The sequence below is a fragment of the Brachybacterium sillae genome (assembly GCF_025028335.1).
Lineage (GTDB): Bacteria > Actinomycetota > Actinomycetes > Actinomycetales > Dermabacteraceae > Brachybacterium > Brachybacterium sillae.
In genome coordinates, this window is record NZ_JAFEUW010000001.1 from 265,553 (window position 1) to 280,121 (window position 14,569).

The window sequence follows — 14,569 nt, forward strand, 5'->3', positions numbered from 1 at the left end:
ACCACGAAGAGCCTGATTCCTGGATCATCTCGCTTCCCCAGCAGGTGCTGGATTCAGCGTGTCCAAGAACCGGGGTCAAGCCCCCCTGTGCCCAGCCCCGCGGTACGTCGGCGCAATGTGAAAGGACCTCCCCATGGTGTCCCACGAACGAGGTCAGGTGCTGGCCCTGCTGGGCATCTTCGCCCTGCATAACGTGGAAGAGATCATCCACCTGCCGCGGGACCGCGCCCCACTGCCCGTCTGGGCCGTACGGCGCGGCCCGTGGGCGGACACACCCTCCTACGCGGTGGCCACCGGGCTCTTAACAGTGGCAGTCAGTGCCGCATCCATCGCCGGGATCCGAGCGCACGGCCTTCGCCGCGGCGTCCTCCTGGGAGGACCCTCCGCGGCACTGCTGGGGAATGCCGCCTCGCACATGGCGCGGGCACTCCTACAGCGCCACTACAACGGTGGTCTTGCGACGGCGCCGGCGATGGCTCTGCTCGCCGGGAGGGTCTTTGCCTCAGGAACGCGCTCGATCGGCCCGTCCGCTCATAGGTGCACTTTCATCGCGGCAAATCTGGCGGCCGTCCCCGCAATCATCGGCGCCCTCCTCGCCGGGCGCGTTCTGACACGCATGAATGCATAAAACGCCCCCGTTCGTCTGAACGGGGGCGCCATGAGTGTCTGTGGTGTCCGAGGGGGGACTTGAACCCCCACGCCCTAATACGGGCACTAGCACCTCAAGCTAGCGCGTCTGCCAATTCCGCCACCCGGACGAGTGGCCGCGTGATGCGACGGATAGACCCTAGCACGGCCCGGCCGCCGCCGGGACGTTTCCGCAGGACATCCGCGGGCTTCGTGAGCACCATCACCCGCGGCGCCGCCCGCGGGCGGCACCGGTCACCGCGGCCTGCGGCGCCGGGAGACCAGCCGCGGGCGGCGGGCATCGGCGGCCGCCAGCAGATGGAGCACCGAGAGGATCTGCTGACGCAACCCCACCACCGGCATCTCGTCACCCTTCCCGACCGAAGCGGCCCGCGGCAGGCTCGCCTCCAGATCCTGCAGGCAGGCGGCGGCCAGGCCCCGCAGCGCCGGGTCCACACCGGCCAGCTGACCGCTCGGCACCGTCGCGAGCCGCGTCAGCACCTCGCTGAGGTCCCGCTCCGCCGGGCGCCGCCGCGGGGTGCGCAGCAGCAGTTCCGCCCGGGCGGCCTGCGCCAGTGCCGTGCACCGGCGCAGCTCCTCCCGCAGCTGTGGGTCCGCCGGACCCACCAGGCGCAGCTCCCCCGCCGCGCCGTTCAGGCGCGTCACCGCACCCCACCCCTGGTCTCGCATCGCACCCGGTGTCGACATCGTCGTCGATCCTCCCGGACGCGGGGTCTGAACCGTGGACATCTCTCCTCCTGCGCCCCTCCGATGCACCGCACCATCACCTCCGGTGGCCACCTCGAAGCGTCCCCCTGATTTTACGTTTTCTTTGCCGTGAGGGCCAGTAAGACGCGCCTACGATCCCGAGCGGTCGGCGCCAGGACCCTCCGCCCCGCACTCCGGCTGCCGGGCCACCTCGCACGCCCCGCCCGGCCACCGCCCCGGGGGTGGGAGGATGCCAGGCATGTTCCATCTCGTCCTGCACGAGCCGCGCATCGCCGGCAACACCGGCAACGCCATCCGCCTGGCCGCGGTCACCGGCGTGCGGCTGCACCTCGTCGAGCCCCTCGGTTTCGACTTCGAGGACGCGAAGCTGCGTCGCGCCGGCCTCGACTACCACGACCTCGCCACCACCACCGTGCACCCCGACCTCACGCACCTGTGGCAGGAACTGCCCACCCAGCGGGTGTTCGCCTTCACCGCCCACACCAGCGTCGACTTCCAGGACATCGCCTACCGTCCCGGGGACGTGCTGCTGTTCGGCGCCGAACCCACCGGGCTGCCCGACGAGGTGCTGCACCACGAGCGCGTCACCGCCCGGGTGCGGATCCCGATGCTCCCGGCGCGGCGCTCCCTGAACCTCGCCAACGCCGCCTCGATCGCCGTGTATGAGGCGTGGCGGCAGAACGGCTTCGCCCACTCCGCCCTCGGTGAAGACCTGCCCGTCTGAGCGTCCTCCCCCGCGCCTGCTCCTGGACATGACGACGGGCGCCCCTCCCGCAGGAGGAGCGCCCGTCGTGCCCGATCACCTCACCGGGGCGGGGCTCACTTCACCCGGCCGGTCTTGCCTGTCTGCACCGTGAACTGCGGCGAGGTCCAGGTCTCCCAATGTTCCGGGTTGGACTCGTCACCCTGCGCCTTCAGCGCCCGCAGCTGCAGCACATAGGTGCCGTCGCCGGCGGCGTTGACGGTGCCGTTGGGCTTGGTCACCCCGCCGTCCCACTGGTAGACGGCGACGTCCCCGTTGCGGCCCAGGCTCGCGGCGCCGTCAATCACCTCGGCCCGCGGGTGCACCGCCTTCAGGCGACCGTTCGGCATCACCCGGTAGGCCCGCACCTCCAGGCGCTGCACCGGATACGCCAGGTAGTAGGTGATCGTCGGCACATCACCGTCGCGCAGGGTGTAGGTGTGGCCGTCCTCGCCGATCAGCTCCAGCTGACCGTCGGGCGTCACCGCCGCCAGCGACGGCAGCCCCATCCCGGCGTCCGCCAGTGCCGTCAGCGCCTGGTAGTCGCCCGAGAGGCCACCGAACGGCACCACCAGGTCCTCGGTGTCATTGGTGAAGGTCAGCCAGCCGCCGTAGATGACGCCGTCGACGCCCAGCTCCTCCCCCAGCGTGACATCCACGCTCGCGGTGCCGCGTGCGGGCACGGTGATCGTCTCGGCCGACGGGCGGGCGATGCCCTGCGCGGTGGAGAACTCCGGGTCGTAGGTCGGCTCACCGGTCGCCACCCCATGGCGCACCCCCACCGCGTAGGTGACGGGCGCATCGGAGGTGTTCTGGACCGTCACGGTGACCGTGCGCAGACCCTGCTCACCCTCCCCCAGCGAGATGCTCACCGGCTCGATCCGGGAGGTGGTGTGCACCGCCTCAACCGCATCCAGCAGGCCGGCACCCTGGCGGTGCACCGGCTCCAGGAGACCCTGGCCCGGCAGCAGCGAGAAATCCAGCGGATCGGCGGTGTTCATGAACGCCGCCTTCACCTGCGCCGGGGTGCGGTCCGGGTGGGCCTGCAGCAGCAGCGCCGCCGCGCCCGCCACATGCGGGGCGGCCATGGACGTACCCGAGAGGTTCGCGTGCCCGCCCCTCTCCAGCGGGTAGGTGGACCAGATCTGCCCACCGGGCGCCGCGAGATCCGGCTTCAGCGCCAGATCCGCCGCCAGACCGTAGGAGGAGAAATCCGACACCAGCCCGGCGCCCTGGTTCTCCACGATCGTGGTGCCCTCCTGCCACTGCAGGGTCAGGGCCTCACCCGCCGCCAGCCGCTCCTGCGCGGCCAGACCGTCGGCCTGGGAGATCATCACCACCGGGATCGAGATCGCCGGGTCCCCGGCGACGGTCGGCGAGAGCATGCCGGGGCTGTTGTTGTACAGCACCACCGCGTCATAGCCGGCCTGCTGCGCCGCCAGGGCCTTCTCCCGGAAGGTGCAGGAGCCGCGTTCGATCAGCAGGGCGGTGGCCTCGGCCGGGGCGGGGGCCAGCGCCGACGGGTCGCAGGCCTGCGCGGCCGGTGTGCCGGGGGCACCGGCGGAGACGAGGGCGAGGCTGCCGCTGGTCGGTGGCTCCGCGGCACCCTCGGCCGGGGCGATCGGGGCATCGACCCCGCCGATCGTGGCGTAGGCGGTGCGGGCGTGGGTGTTCTCCACCGACGCCACCGTGATCACGTCGTGCGCGACACCGGGGGCACCCCCGGAGAAGGTGCCGACGGCCCCTTCGTTGCCGGCGGAGACCACCATCACCACGCCGCGCCCAGTCAGCTCGTTCGCCAGCTGCGCGGTCGGGTAGTCCGACCACGTCAGCAGCGGGACGCCGAGGGACATGTTGATCACGTCGGCGCCGTCGGCGGCGGCCCGTTCCATCGCCTGCAGGATCACGTCGGTGTCGCTGGTGCCCTCGCAGCCGAAGATGCGGTACGACAGCAGCTGGGCGTCCGGGGCGGCGCCGGTCACCTCCCCGTCGGCGCCGATGATGCCGGCCACGTGGGTGCCGTGGCCGCCGCGGTCATCGGGGAAGGCGTCGGGCGTCGCGGCGAACTGCGGATCGGGGAACTCCGAGTTGTAGTCGTCACCCACGAAGTCGTAGCCGCCGACCACGCGGCTGTTGGGGAAGTCGCGGCGCTCGTCGTTCACGCCGCTACCACCGAGGTCCGGGTTGTTGTAGTCGGTACCGGAGTCGATCACCGCGACCTTCACACCCTTGCCGGTGAGGCCGTCGACCCGCTGCACGGTGTCGACGCCGGTCAGGGCGTTCTGGTACTCGTCCTGCGGCTGGGCACCACCGGTGGGCGTCGGCGCGTCCACGCGGTACACCGGGTACACGGCCTCCACCCCCGGCAGGGCGCGCAGGGCCGCGGCGGAGCGGGCATCGGCGCGGACGCTGAGACCGTTCCACGCCGTCGAATGGCGGGCGGTGACGGAGACGTCGATGCCCTGGGTGCGGGCGGCATCCTCCACGCGCTTGTGGTCACGCTGGATGGTGGCGGCCTTGCCGCCGCGCATCGTGGACGGACCGGCGACCTTCACCAGCCACTTGCCCGCCACCTGGTCCTGGGCGGTGACGCCCTTCGGAGGGCGGGCTGGTGCACCGGGGCACCGAGCTCGGAGGCCGAGCCCAGCGCATCCCCCGGGCCCTCGGCGAGGGCCGGCGCAGAGGTGAGCATGGCCGCGGCGAGCACCGCGGCCGCTCCCCCGGCGCCGAGACGGCGGGCCAGGACGGATCGGGAACGACGGGGAGTGGACGACATCGTCTGCTTCTCCTCAGGGTCAGGGACGGGACGGCCTCGCGGGACGCCGGCGTCCGCGGCGAGGGTGGGCCTATTCCACCACACACTCTGTGCCGTGCGTCACGTCGTTCCGGCGGCGTGTCCGGCGCGCGCCTGCAGTTCCGCCAGCGCGGCCGCCCGCATGGCCGTGAGTGGTGCCGGTCCGTGGCCGGTCATCCGCTCCACCTGGCGGCCAGCCTGGTGCAGCAGCATCTCCAGGCCGCTGATCACCTGCACCCCCTGATGCGCCGCATGGGCGGCCAGCGGGGTGGGCCACGGGTGGTACAGCACGTCGAACAGCACAGGCGCAGGAAGCAGCCACCCCCCCGGCACCCCGTCGAGGATCCCCAGCAGGGCCTGCGCCCCGGGGGCGGCCAGGGCGCTGACCACCACGTCGACCTCACCCGGCGGCAGGGGGGCCGACCACGGCACGCCGCGGGCGTCGACACCGTCTCGCTGAGCCCCGGCGATGACCTCCGCGGCGCGTTCGGGGGAGCGAGCCCCCACCCACAGCTGCGTCACCCCCAGCTCGAGCAGCGCGGCGACGGCGCTGTGGGCGGTGGCCCCGGAACCCCACAGCAGGGCGCTGCGCGGCGTCGTGACCCCGCCCTCGGTGAGGGCCGTGACGATCCCCGCCACATCATGGTTCTCCGCCCGCCACGGCTCTCCCGGCGCCGGCCGCAGCAGGGTGTTCGCCACGCCCAGGCGGCGTGAGAGCTCATCGGCCTCGGCCGCCAGCGCCAGTGCCTCCGCCTTCAGCGGCATGGTGACACTGACCCCGGTGAGTTCCGCCCCCGGCCCGCCGGGAGCAAGAGCCTCCGCGAGAGCACCGGCCGGGACGCGCAGCGCGTCGTACCGTCCCTCGACACCGAGCTGCCGGTATGCGGCGCGGTGCATCACGGGGGACAGCGAATGCGCGATCGGGTCTCCGACCACCGCGCAGCGCAGGGCGGGCTTCATCCGCGTTCGGAGGCCCGGCGGCGCCACTCGGCGACGTTCTTGTCGTGCTCCGACTTCGTCGCGGCGAACTTCGTCTCCCCGGTCTGCGTGTCCACGGTGACCCAGTACAGCCAGTTGCCCTCCGGCGGATCCAGCACCGCGTCGATGGTGGCGGCTCCCGGGTTGGAGATCGGGCCGATCGGCAGACCGTCGACCTGGTACGTGTTATACGGCGACTGGCGGGCGCGATCGGCCGGGGTGGTGCTGACCTCCTTCTTGCCCGTCATGTACGCGACGGTGGAGTCCAGCTGGAGACGCATGGGATGACCGCCGGCCTCCCCGACACCCTCCAGGCGGTTCTCGATGGTGCGCGCCACCCGGCCGTAGTCCTCCGGGGTGCGGGCCTCCTTCTCGGCGATCGAGGCGATGGTGAGCACCCGGTGCTGGTCCTCCGCCGTGACGCCGCGATTCTCCATCTGGGCCTGCATCTGCGCGGCCATGGTGGTCAGCACGTCCTGCGCGGTGGCGTCCTCCGGGAAGTCGTAGCGGCCGGGCCACAGGTAACCCTCGGCGCTGTTCGCCGGGTTCTCCGGGATGCCCAGGGAGCGGTAGTCCTCCACCGCGGTCTCGAAGTCCTCGACGGGGATACCCGTCTCCTTGGCCAGGAACGGCAACAGCTCGGTCAGACGCATGCCCTCCGGGACGGCCACCCGCACCCCCGCGACACTCGCGGGGTCCATGAGGGCGTCGAGCGCGTCCTGGGAACTCATCTGCTTCTTCAGGCGGTAGGCGCCCGGGGAGATGCCGCCGGCCTCCGGCGTGTTCGCGAAGAGGGTCACGAACGGGCCGGTGCTGAGGATGACGTCGTTCTCCTTCAGGGTGGAGGCGATGTCGGCACCGGTGTCGCCCGGCTCCACCGTCACCACGACCTCCCCGGTGCCGGGGCCCGGATAGTCGGTGGGGGTCTGCTCCGCCACCTGCACGTTGCCCGTCACCCAGCGGTAGCCGTACAGGCCACCGGCCAGCAGTGCCCCCACCACGGCCAGCACCAGCAGCGCCGGGAGCAGGGTGCGCAGGGGGTTGCTGCGACGGCGTTCACCGCGTCGTCGGCCCCGGCCGGAGCGGTCGGCGTCACGGCGACGATCCTCCTGGTCGGCGGCCAGCTCGTCGAAGGCGCTCGGGCCGTCGTGGTGGGGGTCGGTCATGAGGTCTCCTGTTCGGATGCGCCGGGGGCCTCGAGCGTCCCGGTCCCGTCCACGAGCTCCCCGGTCGGTCGTCCGGTGGATCGCTCCTGGTCGAGGGCCTGCTGAAGGATCATCACCGCGGCCACCTGATCCACGACCGAACGGTGCTTGCGGCCCGCCCGGCCCGCGCCATGCAGGGCCCGATGGGCCGACACCGTGGTCAGGCGCTCATCGACGAGCCGGACCTGGGCCGCGGAGCCGACCCCGCGCAGATGCCCGAGAAGCTCCGTGCAGAACGCGCGTGCCTTCTGCGCCGCCGCACCTTCCGTTCCGTTCATCGAGCGCGGCAGCCCGACCATGATGACATGCACGTCCTCGTCCGCCGCCACCCTGGCGACCGACTGAGCGGCGGTGTCGCGCGGCAGGGTCTCCACCGGGGTGGCGAGCAGACCATCGAGGTCACTGCGCGCCAGGCCCACGCGGACGTCACCGACGTCCACCCCCAACCGGGTGTGACGGGCGGGGAGCTGCGGGCCGTCGGGGTCGCTGCTCATGCGCCCGTGGTCTGGCGCAGACCGGTGGCGACGGCCTCGAGGGCGGCTCCGGTGCGGGCGGCGTCACCGCCGCCGCCCTGCGCCATATCGTCCTTGCCGCCGCCGCGGCCGCCCATCGCCTCCGCGCCTGCCTTCAGCAGGACGCCGGCGCGCAGACCCTTCTCCCGGGCCGCGGCGTTGGTGGCGACGATCAGCGTGGCACGGCCGTCGACCGACCCGGTGAGCGCGACCACCGCGGGGGTGTCCTCCCCCAGGCGGCCGCGGAGGTCCTGGGCGAGGGTGCGCAGGTCCCCGCCGTCGATGCCGTCACCGGCGTCGTGGGCCACCAGCCGCACCCCGCCGACAGTGGTGGCGGACTCCAGCAGGCTCCCGGCCTGCGCGTGCATCTGCGCGGCCCGCAGGGTCGCGATCTGCTTCTCCATGTCCTTGACGCGGGCGGCGAGGGCCTGCACGCGACCGGGCACGTCATCGGCGGTGGTGCGGAGGATCTCCGCCAGCTGCGAGACCACCGCGTGATCCTTCGCCTGCTGCCGGTACGCGGACAGGCCCACCAGGGCGTCGACGCGCCGCACCCCGGAGCCGATGGACGATTCACCCATCAGCTGCACGGAACCGATCAGGCCGGTGGTCGGCACGTGGGTGCCGCCGCACAGCTCCCGCGACCAGTCCCCACCGATCGACACCACGCGCACTACGTCGCCGTACTTCTCACCGAACAGCGCCATCGCGCCGAGGGCCTTCGCGTCCTCCAGGCTCATCTGCTGATCGGTGACGTCCAGGCCCTCCTGCAGCAGCGAGTTCACCCGGCCCTCGACCTGCTCCAGGGAGGACTTCGGGACAGCCTGCCCGTAGCGGAAGTCGAAGCGCATCCGGCCCGGTGAGTTCTCCGATCCGGCCTGGGTGGCCTGTTCGCCGAGCTCCTCCCGCAGTGCCTGGTGGACCATGTGGGTGGCGGTGTGGGCGCGGGCGATGGCACCACGACGCTCCAGGTCGATCGCCGCGACGGCGCTGGTGTGCGGCGCGAGCTCCCCCTCGACCAGGCGGCCGCGGTGCACGATCAGGCCCTTCACCGGGGTCTGCACGTCATCGACCTGCATCACGGCACCGGAGGCGGTGGTGATGGTGCCCTGGTCGGCGAGCTGGCCGCCCATCTCGGCGTAGAACGGGGTGGCGGCGAGCACCACCTCGACGTCGGCCGGGGCGGTGACGCTGTCCACCAGGGCCCCGTCCACCAGCACCGATTCGACGGTGGTGGCGGTGGTCGACTCGTCGTACCCGAGGAACGGCACCGCGCCGCCGCGCTCCCCCAGCAACCGGTTGTACACGGCGGTGTCGGTGTGGCCGGTCTTCTTCGCGGCGGCATCGGCACGGGCGCGTTCGCGCTGCTCCTGCATGGCCGCGCGGAAACCCTGCTCGTCGACGCCGAGGCCGACCTCCTGCGCCATCTCCAGAGTCAGGTCGATGGGGAAACCGTAGGTGTCGTGCAGTCGGAAGGCATCGGCGCCGGAGACGCTGCGGCGGCCCTCCGCGCGGGCGGTGCCCACGACCTGGTCGAAGATGGTGGTGCCGGATTCGAGGGTGCGCCGGAAGGCGTCCTCCTCGGTCAGCACGATGTCGGCGATGCGCTCGTAGCGCTCGGCGATCTCCGGGTAGGACTCCGCCATGAGGTCCCGGGAGACCGGAAGCAGCTGCTCCATCGCCGGATCAGCGAAACCGAGCAGACGCATGGACCGCACCGCGCGGCGGATCAGACGGCGCATCACGTAGCCGCGCCCCTCGTTGCCGGGGCGCACGCCGTCACCGGCGAGCATCAGCGCACTGCGGACGTGGTCGGCGACCACGCGCAGACGCACATCGTCCTCCCCCGCCGCGCCGTAGCGCCTGCCGGTCAGTTCCTCCGCCCGCTGGATCACGGGGAAGACCTGATCGGTCTCGTACATGTTCTGCTTGCCCTGCAGCAGGTAGGCGAGACGCTCCACGCCCAGGCCGGTGTCGATGGCCGTCTGGTCCAGGGTGCCCAGCAGCGGGTAGTCCTTGCCCTCTCCCTCACCGCGCAGGAACTCGTCGAACACCAGGTTCCAGATCTCGAGGTAGCGGTCGCCGCCCGGATCGACGGTGCCGCCCACGGCCTCCGGCCCGAACTCAGGGCCGCGGTCGTAGTGCCACTCCCCGCAGCCGCCGGCGGGGCCGGGCTGACCGGTGGACCAGAAGTTCTCCTCCTTGGGCAGCTTCACGATGTGCCCGGGATCCAGGCCGATCACGCGGGTGAGGTGGTCGTAGGAGACGTCGTCCTGCTCCCACAGCGTCACCCAGAGGCGGTCCCCGTCCAGCCCGAAGCCGCCATCGGCCTGCGAGCTGGTCAGCAGCTCCCAGGCGAGGTCGATCGCACCCTCCTTGAAGTAGTCCCCGAAGGAGAAGTTCCCCGCCATCTGGAAGAAGGTGCCGTGCCGGGTGGTGCGGCCGACGTTCTCGATGTCGTTGGTGCGGATGCACTTCTGCACGCTCGCGGCGCGCGGCCATGGCGCCTTCTCGGTGCCGACGATGTACGGGATGAAGGGCACCATGCCGGCCACCGTGAACAGGATCGACGGATCCGAGGAGACGAGCGAGGCGCTGGGGACGATCTCGTGCCCCTTCTTCGCGAAGAAGTCGAGCCAGCGGCTGCGGATCTCGGAGGTGCGCATGGGCGGGAGTCCTTCCTGGACCGTCACGGGGCGACGGTTCGGTGATCACGGGGCAGGGCGCCGGCCACAGGGCCGGAGCGACCTGGTCAGGGTACGCGAGGGCGGCGCCTGCACAGCACACCACCCCCATAACGACACTCGCCGCGCCCGGTGGAACCGGACGCGGCGAGAGCGAGAGGCAAAGAGATCAGCGAGCGTAGTACTCGACGACCAGCTGGACCTCGCAGGAGACGGGCACGTCGGCCCGCTTCGGACGGGAGACCAGCTTCGACTTCAGCTCGGACAGCTCGACCGACAGGTACGAGGGGACGGAGGCCTGCACATCGGCGTGGGCACCCTCGGCGGCGAGCTGGAAGGGCTCCAGGGCCTGGCTCTTCGGCTTGATCTGGATGGTCTGGCCCGGCTTCACACGGAAGGAGGGGCGGTCCACCAGCTTGCCGTCGACCAGCACGTGGCGGTGCACCACGACCTGGCGGGCCTGCAGGATGGTGCGGGCGAAACCGGAGCGCAGGACCAGGGCGTCCAGACGCATCTCCAGCAGCTCGACCATGCTCTCACCGGTCAGACCGGACTCCTTGCGGGCGTCCAGGTAGATCCGGTGGAGCTGCTTCTCGCGCAGCGCGTACTGGGCGCGCAGACGCTGCTTCTCGCGCAGACGCACCGCGTAGTCGGACTCGGTGCGGCGACGCGCGCGGCCGTGCTGGCCCGGCGCGTAGGGGCGCTTCTCGAAGTACTTGACCGACTTCGGGGTGAGCGGGAGCCCGAGGGCTCGAGACAGACGCGCCTGACGGCGCGCACGGGTGACGTTGGTCACGGAAGATACCTCTTGATCAGTGGTGCGAATCCAGAAAGGCAGCCGCGGATTCGGCCGATCAGATTACCGGAGGGCGCCGCGCCCGGGCAATGAACGATGCCGCAGGTCATGCGCCTGTCGCTGTGGTGTCGGTCACGGCGCGGGGGCGGCGGTGGGGCAGCACCCACCGAGGGGTCGTCGCCGGAGGCGTGTCAGGTAGGCCGGTCACCGCGCAGCAGGCGCCGCAGCACCTCTACGCGCCTGGCGAGCGGTCCCTCCGCCCCGTGGGAGGTCGGGTGGTAATAGGTGACGCCCTTCAGGTCATCGGGGGCGTACTGCTGGGCGGCGACGGCGTGGGGTGCATCGTGGGCGTACTGGTAGCCCTCGCCGTGGCCGAGCCCCTTCGCCCCGGAGTAGTGGGAGTCCCGCAGGGCCGGCGGCACCGGTCCCCCGCGCCCGGCCTTCACATCCGCGATGGCGGCGTTGATCGCGAGGTACGACGCATTCGACTTGGGGGCGGTGGCGATGTGCACCACGGCCTGCGCCAGCGGGATCCGGCCCTCCGGCATGCCCAGCTGCTGCACCGCCTGGGCGGCGGCCACCGCCACCTGCAGGGCCGAGGGGTCCGCCATGCCGACCTCCTCACTGGCGGCGATCACCACCCGGCGGGCGATGAACCGTGGGTCCTCCCCCGCCTCGATCATCCGCGCCAGATAGTGCAGGGAGGCGTCGACGTCACTGCCGCGCATCGACTTGATGAAGGCGCTGGTGACGTCATAGTGCTGGTCTCCGTCGCGGTCGTAGCGCAGGGCCGCGCGGTTGACGGCCTGGGCGACGGTGTCGGCGTCGATCCGGTCGGTGCCCTTCTGCAGGGCCGCCGCGGCCGCCGCCTCCAGGGAGGTGAGGATTCGGCGGGCATCCCCGCCTCCCAGCCGCAGTAGGGCCTCGCGGGCGTCGTCCTCCAGCTGCACCGCGCCGCCGAGCCCGCGCTCCTCGGTGAGGGCGCGATCCACGAGGGTGCCGAGGTCCTCCCGCGACAGCGGCTCGAGGGTCACCAGGATGGAGCGCGACAGCAACGGCGAGATCACCGAGAAATGCGGGTTCTCGGTGGTGGCGGCGATCAGCGTGACCCAGCGGTTCTCCACGCTCGGCAACAGTGCATCCTGCTGCGACTTCGAGAAACGGTGCACCTCATCGACGAACAGCACGGTCTCCCGGCCGGTGGTCCGGAGACGCCGGCGGGCGGCATCGACCACATCGCGCACATCCTTCACCCCGGCGAGCACCGCGCTGAGCTCCACGAACTCCCGGTCACCGCTGGTCGCGACCGCATAGGCCAGGGTGGTCTTGCCGGTGCCGGGCGGTCCCCACAGGATCACCGAGGCGGGGGCGGTGCGGGAGTCGTCGGCCGCGACCAGACGCCGCAGCGGGCTGCCGGGCGCGAGGGCGGCGGACTGCCCGACGACCTCCTCCAGGGAACGCGGCCGCATCCGCACCGCCAGCGGCGCGCGATGGTCCCGGTTGTCCTCGGAGAGCGTGCGCGGGGTCGGGGCATCACCCCCGCGGGAGAAGAGGTCGTCGTCCACCGGGGCAGGCTACGCCGCGGTCCCGACACGCGAGTGGCGCAGGGCGCGCGCCAGGCGGCCGGGCCAGCCCGGGCCCTCGTAGATGAAAGAGGTGTAGACCTGCACCAGGTCGGCGCCGTCTCGCAGACGGGCAGCGGCCTCCTCGGCTGAGTCGATCCCGCCGGCGCTGATGATCACCGGTGTCGGGCCGAGGCGCTCACGCAGCAGCAACAGCACCTGGCGCGAGCGTTCGGCGAGGATCGGCCCCGACAGGCCGCCCGCTCCGATCGCCTCGACCTCGGCGCGCGGGGTGCGCAGATTCTCCGGGCGGGCGATGGTGGTGTTGGTGGCGATCACGCCGGCGAGTCCCAGGTCGAGCACCAGGTCGGCGACGGCGAGCACATCCTCGTCATGCAGATCGGGCGCGATCTTCACCAGCACCGGGACGCAGCGGCCGGTGTGCCGCTGCGCCTCGCGGGCCTCGGCGCTGACGGCCTCGAGGATGGGGCGCAGGGAGTCGACGCTCTGCAGGTCCCGCAGACCGGGCGTGTTCGGTGAGGACACGTTGACGGCGAGGTAGCTCGCGTAGGGGGCGAGCAGGCGCGCGCTGGTGCGGTAGTCCGCGGCGGCGTCCTCCAGCGGGGTGGTCTTCGTCTTGCCGATGTTCACGCCGATGTTGGCGTACCGGCCACGGTCGGTGGCGCGCACGCGGGCGAGCTCGCGGGCGGCGGCCTCGGCTCCACGGTTGTTGAAACCCATGCGGTTGATGAGGGCGCGGTCCGCCACCAGACGGAAGGCGCGGGGCCGGGGGTTGCCCTGCTGGCCGCGGGCGGTGAGGGTACCGACCTCCACATGTCCGAAGCCGAGGTCCAGTAGCGCGAGAGGCAGGTGAGCGTGCTTGTCCATCCCCGCGGCGAGGCCCACCGGGGAGGCGGGCGTGAGCCCCAGCGGACCGCGGTTCGCGGGCTCGGTGGTGACAGGCGCCGGCGTGCCGGTCAGGCGGCGCAGCAGGGTGGGGACGCCGGGAAGTCGGTGCGCGAGAGCGAGGCCGTCGAGGGCCAGTACATGCGCCTTCTCGGGGTCGAGGTGGCGCAGCACGGTGGAGAACAGGAGCCGGTACAGCACGGGCCTCACGCTACGTCATGGGGTGCGGTCGCACGGTCCACCTCGGGGCGCGATCCCTGCGTGCGACGACGGCGCCGGTGCAGCAGATACGCGATCGCCACCATCGGCAGCACCAGCGGCACGTACCCGTACCCACTGCCGAAGCGCGACCAGACGGTGTCATCGGGGAACAGCGCCGGATCCAGCACCGTGAGCAGACCGACGCCCACCACTCCGGCGAGTTCGACGCTGCACAGCACCAGCGCCGCCGGGGAATCCTCCCCGCCGCGGCGGGCCAAAAGGACCGCTGCCGCGATGTAGGTGAGTGCCGCGACCAGTGACAGCAGGTACGCGACGGGGGCAGCGGAGAAGTCCCGCAGGATCTGCACCAGGGAGCGGGCGGTCGCCGACAGGGCGAAGATCCCGTAGACCACCACCAGCACGGTGACGAACCCGCGGGACCGGGTGGCGCGGGGTGTGTTCATGCGAAGCCTCCGGCCCAGATCTGCGGCAGACGCATCTGCAGCACCGCCATCGTCACCGCGACGATCAGCACCGCCGCGCTGCCGAAGCGGCTGCGCTCCCACAGGCCCACCCAGACCCCGGCCACGGCGAGCATCACGCCGGTGAGGAGGTAGCCGTAGAGGGTGACGGGATCGGGGTCGACACCGCCACCGAGATCACGGCCGAGGAGCACCAGGCCCTCGAGGGTCCACACCACGCCGAGGAGGGCGCAGCCTCCGAGGAGGACGAGGTCGGCGGAGAGGTTGCGGATCACGGCGTACAGGCCGAGCACGGCGACCATGGTGCTGACCGCATACACCGCGATCACCAGCGCTCCCACTGTCGCCGCC

Annotated in this window: 13 protein-coding genes and 1 tRNA gene; 2 read left to right on the forward strand and 12 right to left on the reverse strand. The window is 71.9% G+C overall.

Translation table 11 applies throughout. From position 1 onward, the window contains the following. The first annotated feature begins 133 nt into the window (after window positions 1-133). Window positions 134-628, forward strand: a complete 495-nt coding sequence (locus tag JSY14_RS01200) for an HXXEE domain-containing protein (protein WP_259556912.1) — start codon at window positions 134-136, stop codon at window positions 626-628. 41 nt (window positions 629-669) lie between these two features. Here JSY14_RS01200 and JSY14_RS01205 read toward each other — a convergent pair. Next, window positions 670-758 (reverse strand) — tRNA-Leu (locus tag JSY14_RS01205). Window positions 759-882: 124 nt separating this feature from the next. Then, window positions 883-1,293 carry a hypothetical protein gene (locus JSY14_RS01210; RefSeq protein WP_259556914.1) on the reverse strand — a complete coding sequence of 137 codons (411 nt, stop codon included), beginning with the start codon at window positions 1,291-1,293 and terminating at the stop codon, window positions 883-885. Window positions 1,294-1,594: 301 nt separating this feature from the next. Here JSY14_RS01210 and JSY14_RS01215 point away from each other — a divergent pair, with 301 nt between their 5' ends. Continuing rightward, window positions 1,595-2,080, forward strand: coding sequence for a tRNA (cytidine(34)-2'-O)-methyltransferase (locus tag JSY14_RS01215; RefSeq protein ID WP_259556916.1), 486 nt, complete (start codon window positions 1,595-1,597; stop codon window positions 2,078-2,080). A 95-nt stretch (window positions 2,081-2,175) separates the two neighbouring features. On the opposite strand, the gene JSY14_RS12370 is transcribed toward JSY14_RS01215, so the two are convergent. From JSY14_RS12370 to JSY14_RS01270, 10 genes are all read right to left on the reverse strand, one after another. Beyond that, window positions 2,176-4,671, reverse strand: a complete 2,496-nt coding sequence (locus JSY14_RS12370; RefSeq protein ID WP_285892238.1) for a S8 family serine peptidase — start codon at window positions 4,669-4,671, stop codon at window positions 2,176-2,178. Window positions 4,672-4,973: 302 nt separating this feature from the next. Next, window positions 4,974-5,852 (reverse strand): shikimate dehydrogenase, encoded by an 879-nt coding sequence (locus tag JSY14_RS01230; RefSeq protein WP_259556918.1) that lies wholly within the window; start codon window positions 5,850-5,852, stop codon window positions 4,974-4,976. Next, the gene (mltG, locus tag JSY14_RS01235) at window positions 5,849-7,036 is read right to left on the reverse strand and encodes an endolytic transglycosylase MltG (RefSeq protein WP_259556921.1); all 1,188 of its coding nucleotides are present in this window, start codon (window positions 7,034-7,036) and stop codon (window positions 5,849-5,851) included. The genes JSY14_RS01230 and mltG overlap by 4 nt, the downstream gene beginning before the upstream one ends. Then, a complete protein-coding gene (gene ruvX, locus JSY14_RS01240) occupies window positions 7,033-7,569 on the reverse strand; it encodes a Holliday junction resolvase RuvX (RefSeq protein ID WP_259556922.1) in 537 nt (178 codons plus the stop codon). The genes mltG and ruvX overlap by 4 nt, the downstream gene beginning before the upstream one ends. Beyond that, complete coding sequence (gene alaS, locus JSY14_RS01245; protein ID WP_259556923.1) at window positions 7,566-10,253, reverse strand: alanine--tRNA ligase; 2,688 nt, start codon at window positions 10,251-10,253, stop codon at window positions 7,566-7,568. The genes ruvX and alaS overlap by 4 nt, the downstream gene beginning before the upstream one ends. Before the next feature lie 187 nt (window positions 10,254-10,440). After that, complete coding sequence (gene rpsD, locus JSY14_RS01250; protein ID WP_259556925.1) at window positions 10,441-11,067, reverse strand: 30S ribosomal protein S4; 627 nt, start codon at window positions 11,065-11,067, stop codon at window positions 10,441-10,443. Window positions 11,068-11,258: 191 nt separating this feature from the next. After that, entirely contained in the window at window positions 11,259-12,632 is a 1,374-nt protein-coding gene (locus JSY14_RS01255) for a replication-associated recombination protein A (RefSeq protein WP_259556928.1), read from the reverse strand. A gap of 9 nt (window positions 12,633-12,641) precedes the next feature. Then, window positions 12,642-13,736, reverse strand: a complete 1,095-nt coding sequence (locus tag JSY14_RS01260) for a quinone-dependent dihydroorotate dehydrogenase (protein WP_259556930.1) — start codon at window positions 13,734-13,736, stop codon at window positions 12,642-12,644. A gap of 5 nt (window positions 13,737-13,741) precedes the next feature. Further along, window positions 13,742-14,200, reverse strand: a complete 459-nt coding sequence (locus JSY14_RS01265) for a hypothetical protein (RefSeq protein WP_259556932.1) — start codon at window positions 14,198-14,200, stop codon at window positions 13,742-13,744. Next, window positions 14,197-14,559 (reverse strand): hypothetical protein, encoded by a 363-nt coding sequence (locus tag JSY14_RS01270; RefSeq protein ID WP_259556934.1) that lies wholly within the window; start codon window positions 14,557-14,559, stop codon window positions 14,197-14,199. Before JSY14_RS01270 ends, JSY14_RS01265 begins: the two co-directional genes overlap by 4 nt. Window positions 14,560-14,569: the final 10 nt, after the last annotated feature.

Bases quoted from the DNA above. Each gene is read 5' to 3' on its own strand.
- JSY14_RS01265 (WP_259556932.1), bottom strand. From the start codon at position 14,200: ATGAACACACCCCGCGCCACCCGGTCCCGCGGGTTCGTCACCGTGCTG.
- JSY14_RS01200 (WP_259556912.1), top strand. From the start codon at position 134: ATGGTGTCCCACGAACGAGGTCAGGTGCTGGCCCTGCTGGGCATCTTC.
- JSY14_RS01215 (WP_259556916.1), top strand. From the start codon at position 1,595: ATGTTCCATCTCGTCCTGCACGAGCCGCGCATCGCCGGCAACACCGGC.
- JSY14_RS01230 (WP_259556918.1), bottom strand. From the start codon at position 5,852: ATGAAGCCCGCCCTGCGCTGCGCGGTGGTCGGAGACCCGATCGCGCAT.
- alaS (WP_259556923.1), bottom strand. From the start codon at position 10,253: ATGCGCACCTCCGAGATCCGCAGCCGCTGGCTCGACTTCTTCGCGAAG.
- ruvX (WP_259556922.1), bottom strand. From the start codon at position 7,569: ATGAGCAGCGACCCCGACGGCCCGCAGCTCCCCGCCCGTCACACCCGG.
- mltG (WP_259556921.1), bottom strand. From the start codon at position 7,036: ATGACCGACCCCCACCACGACGGCCCGAGCGCCTTCGACGAGCTGGCC.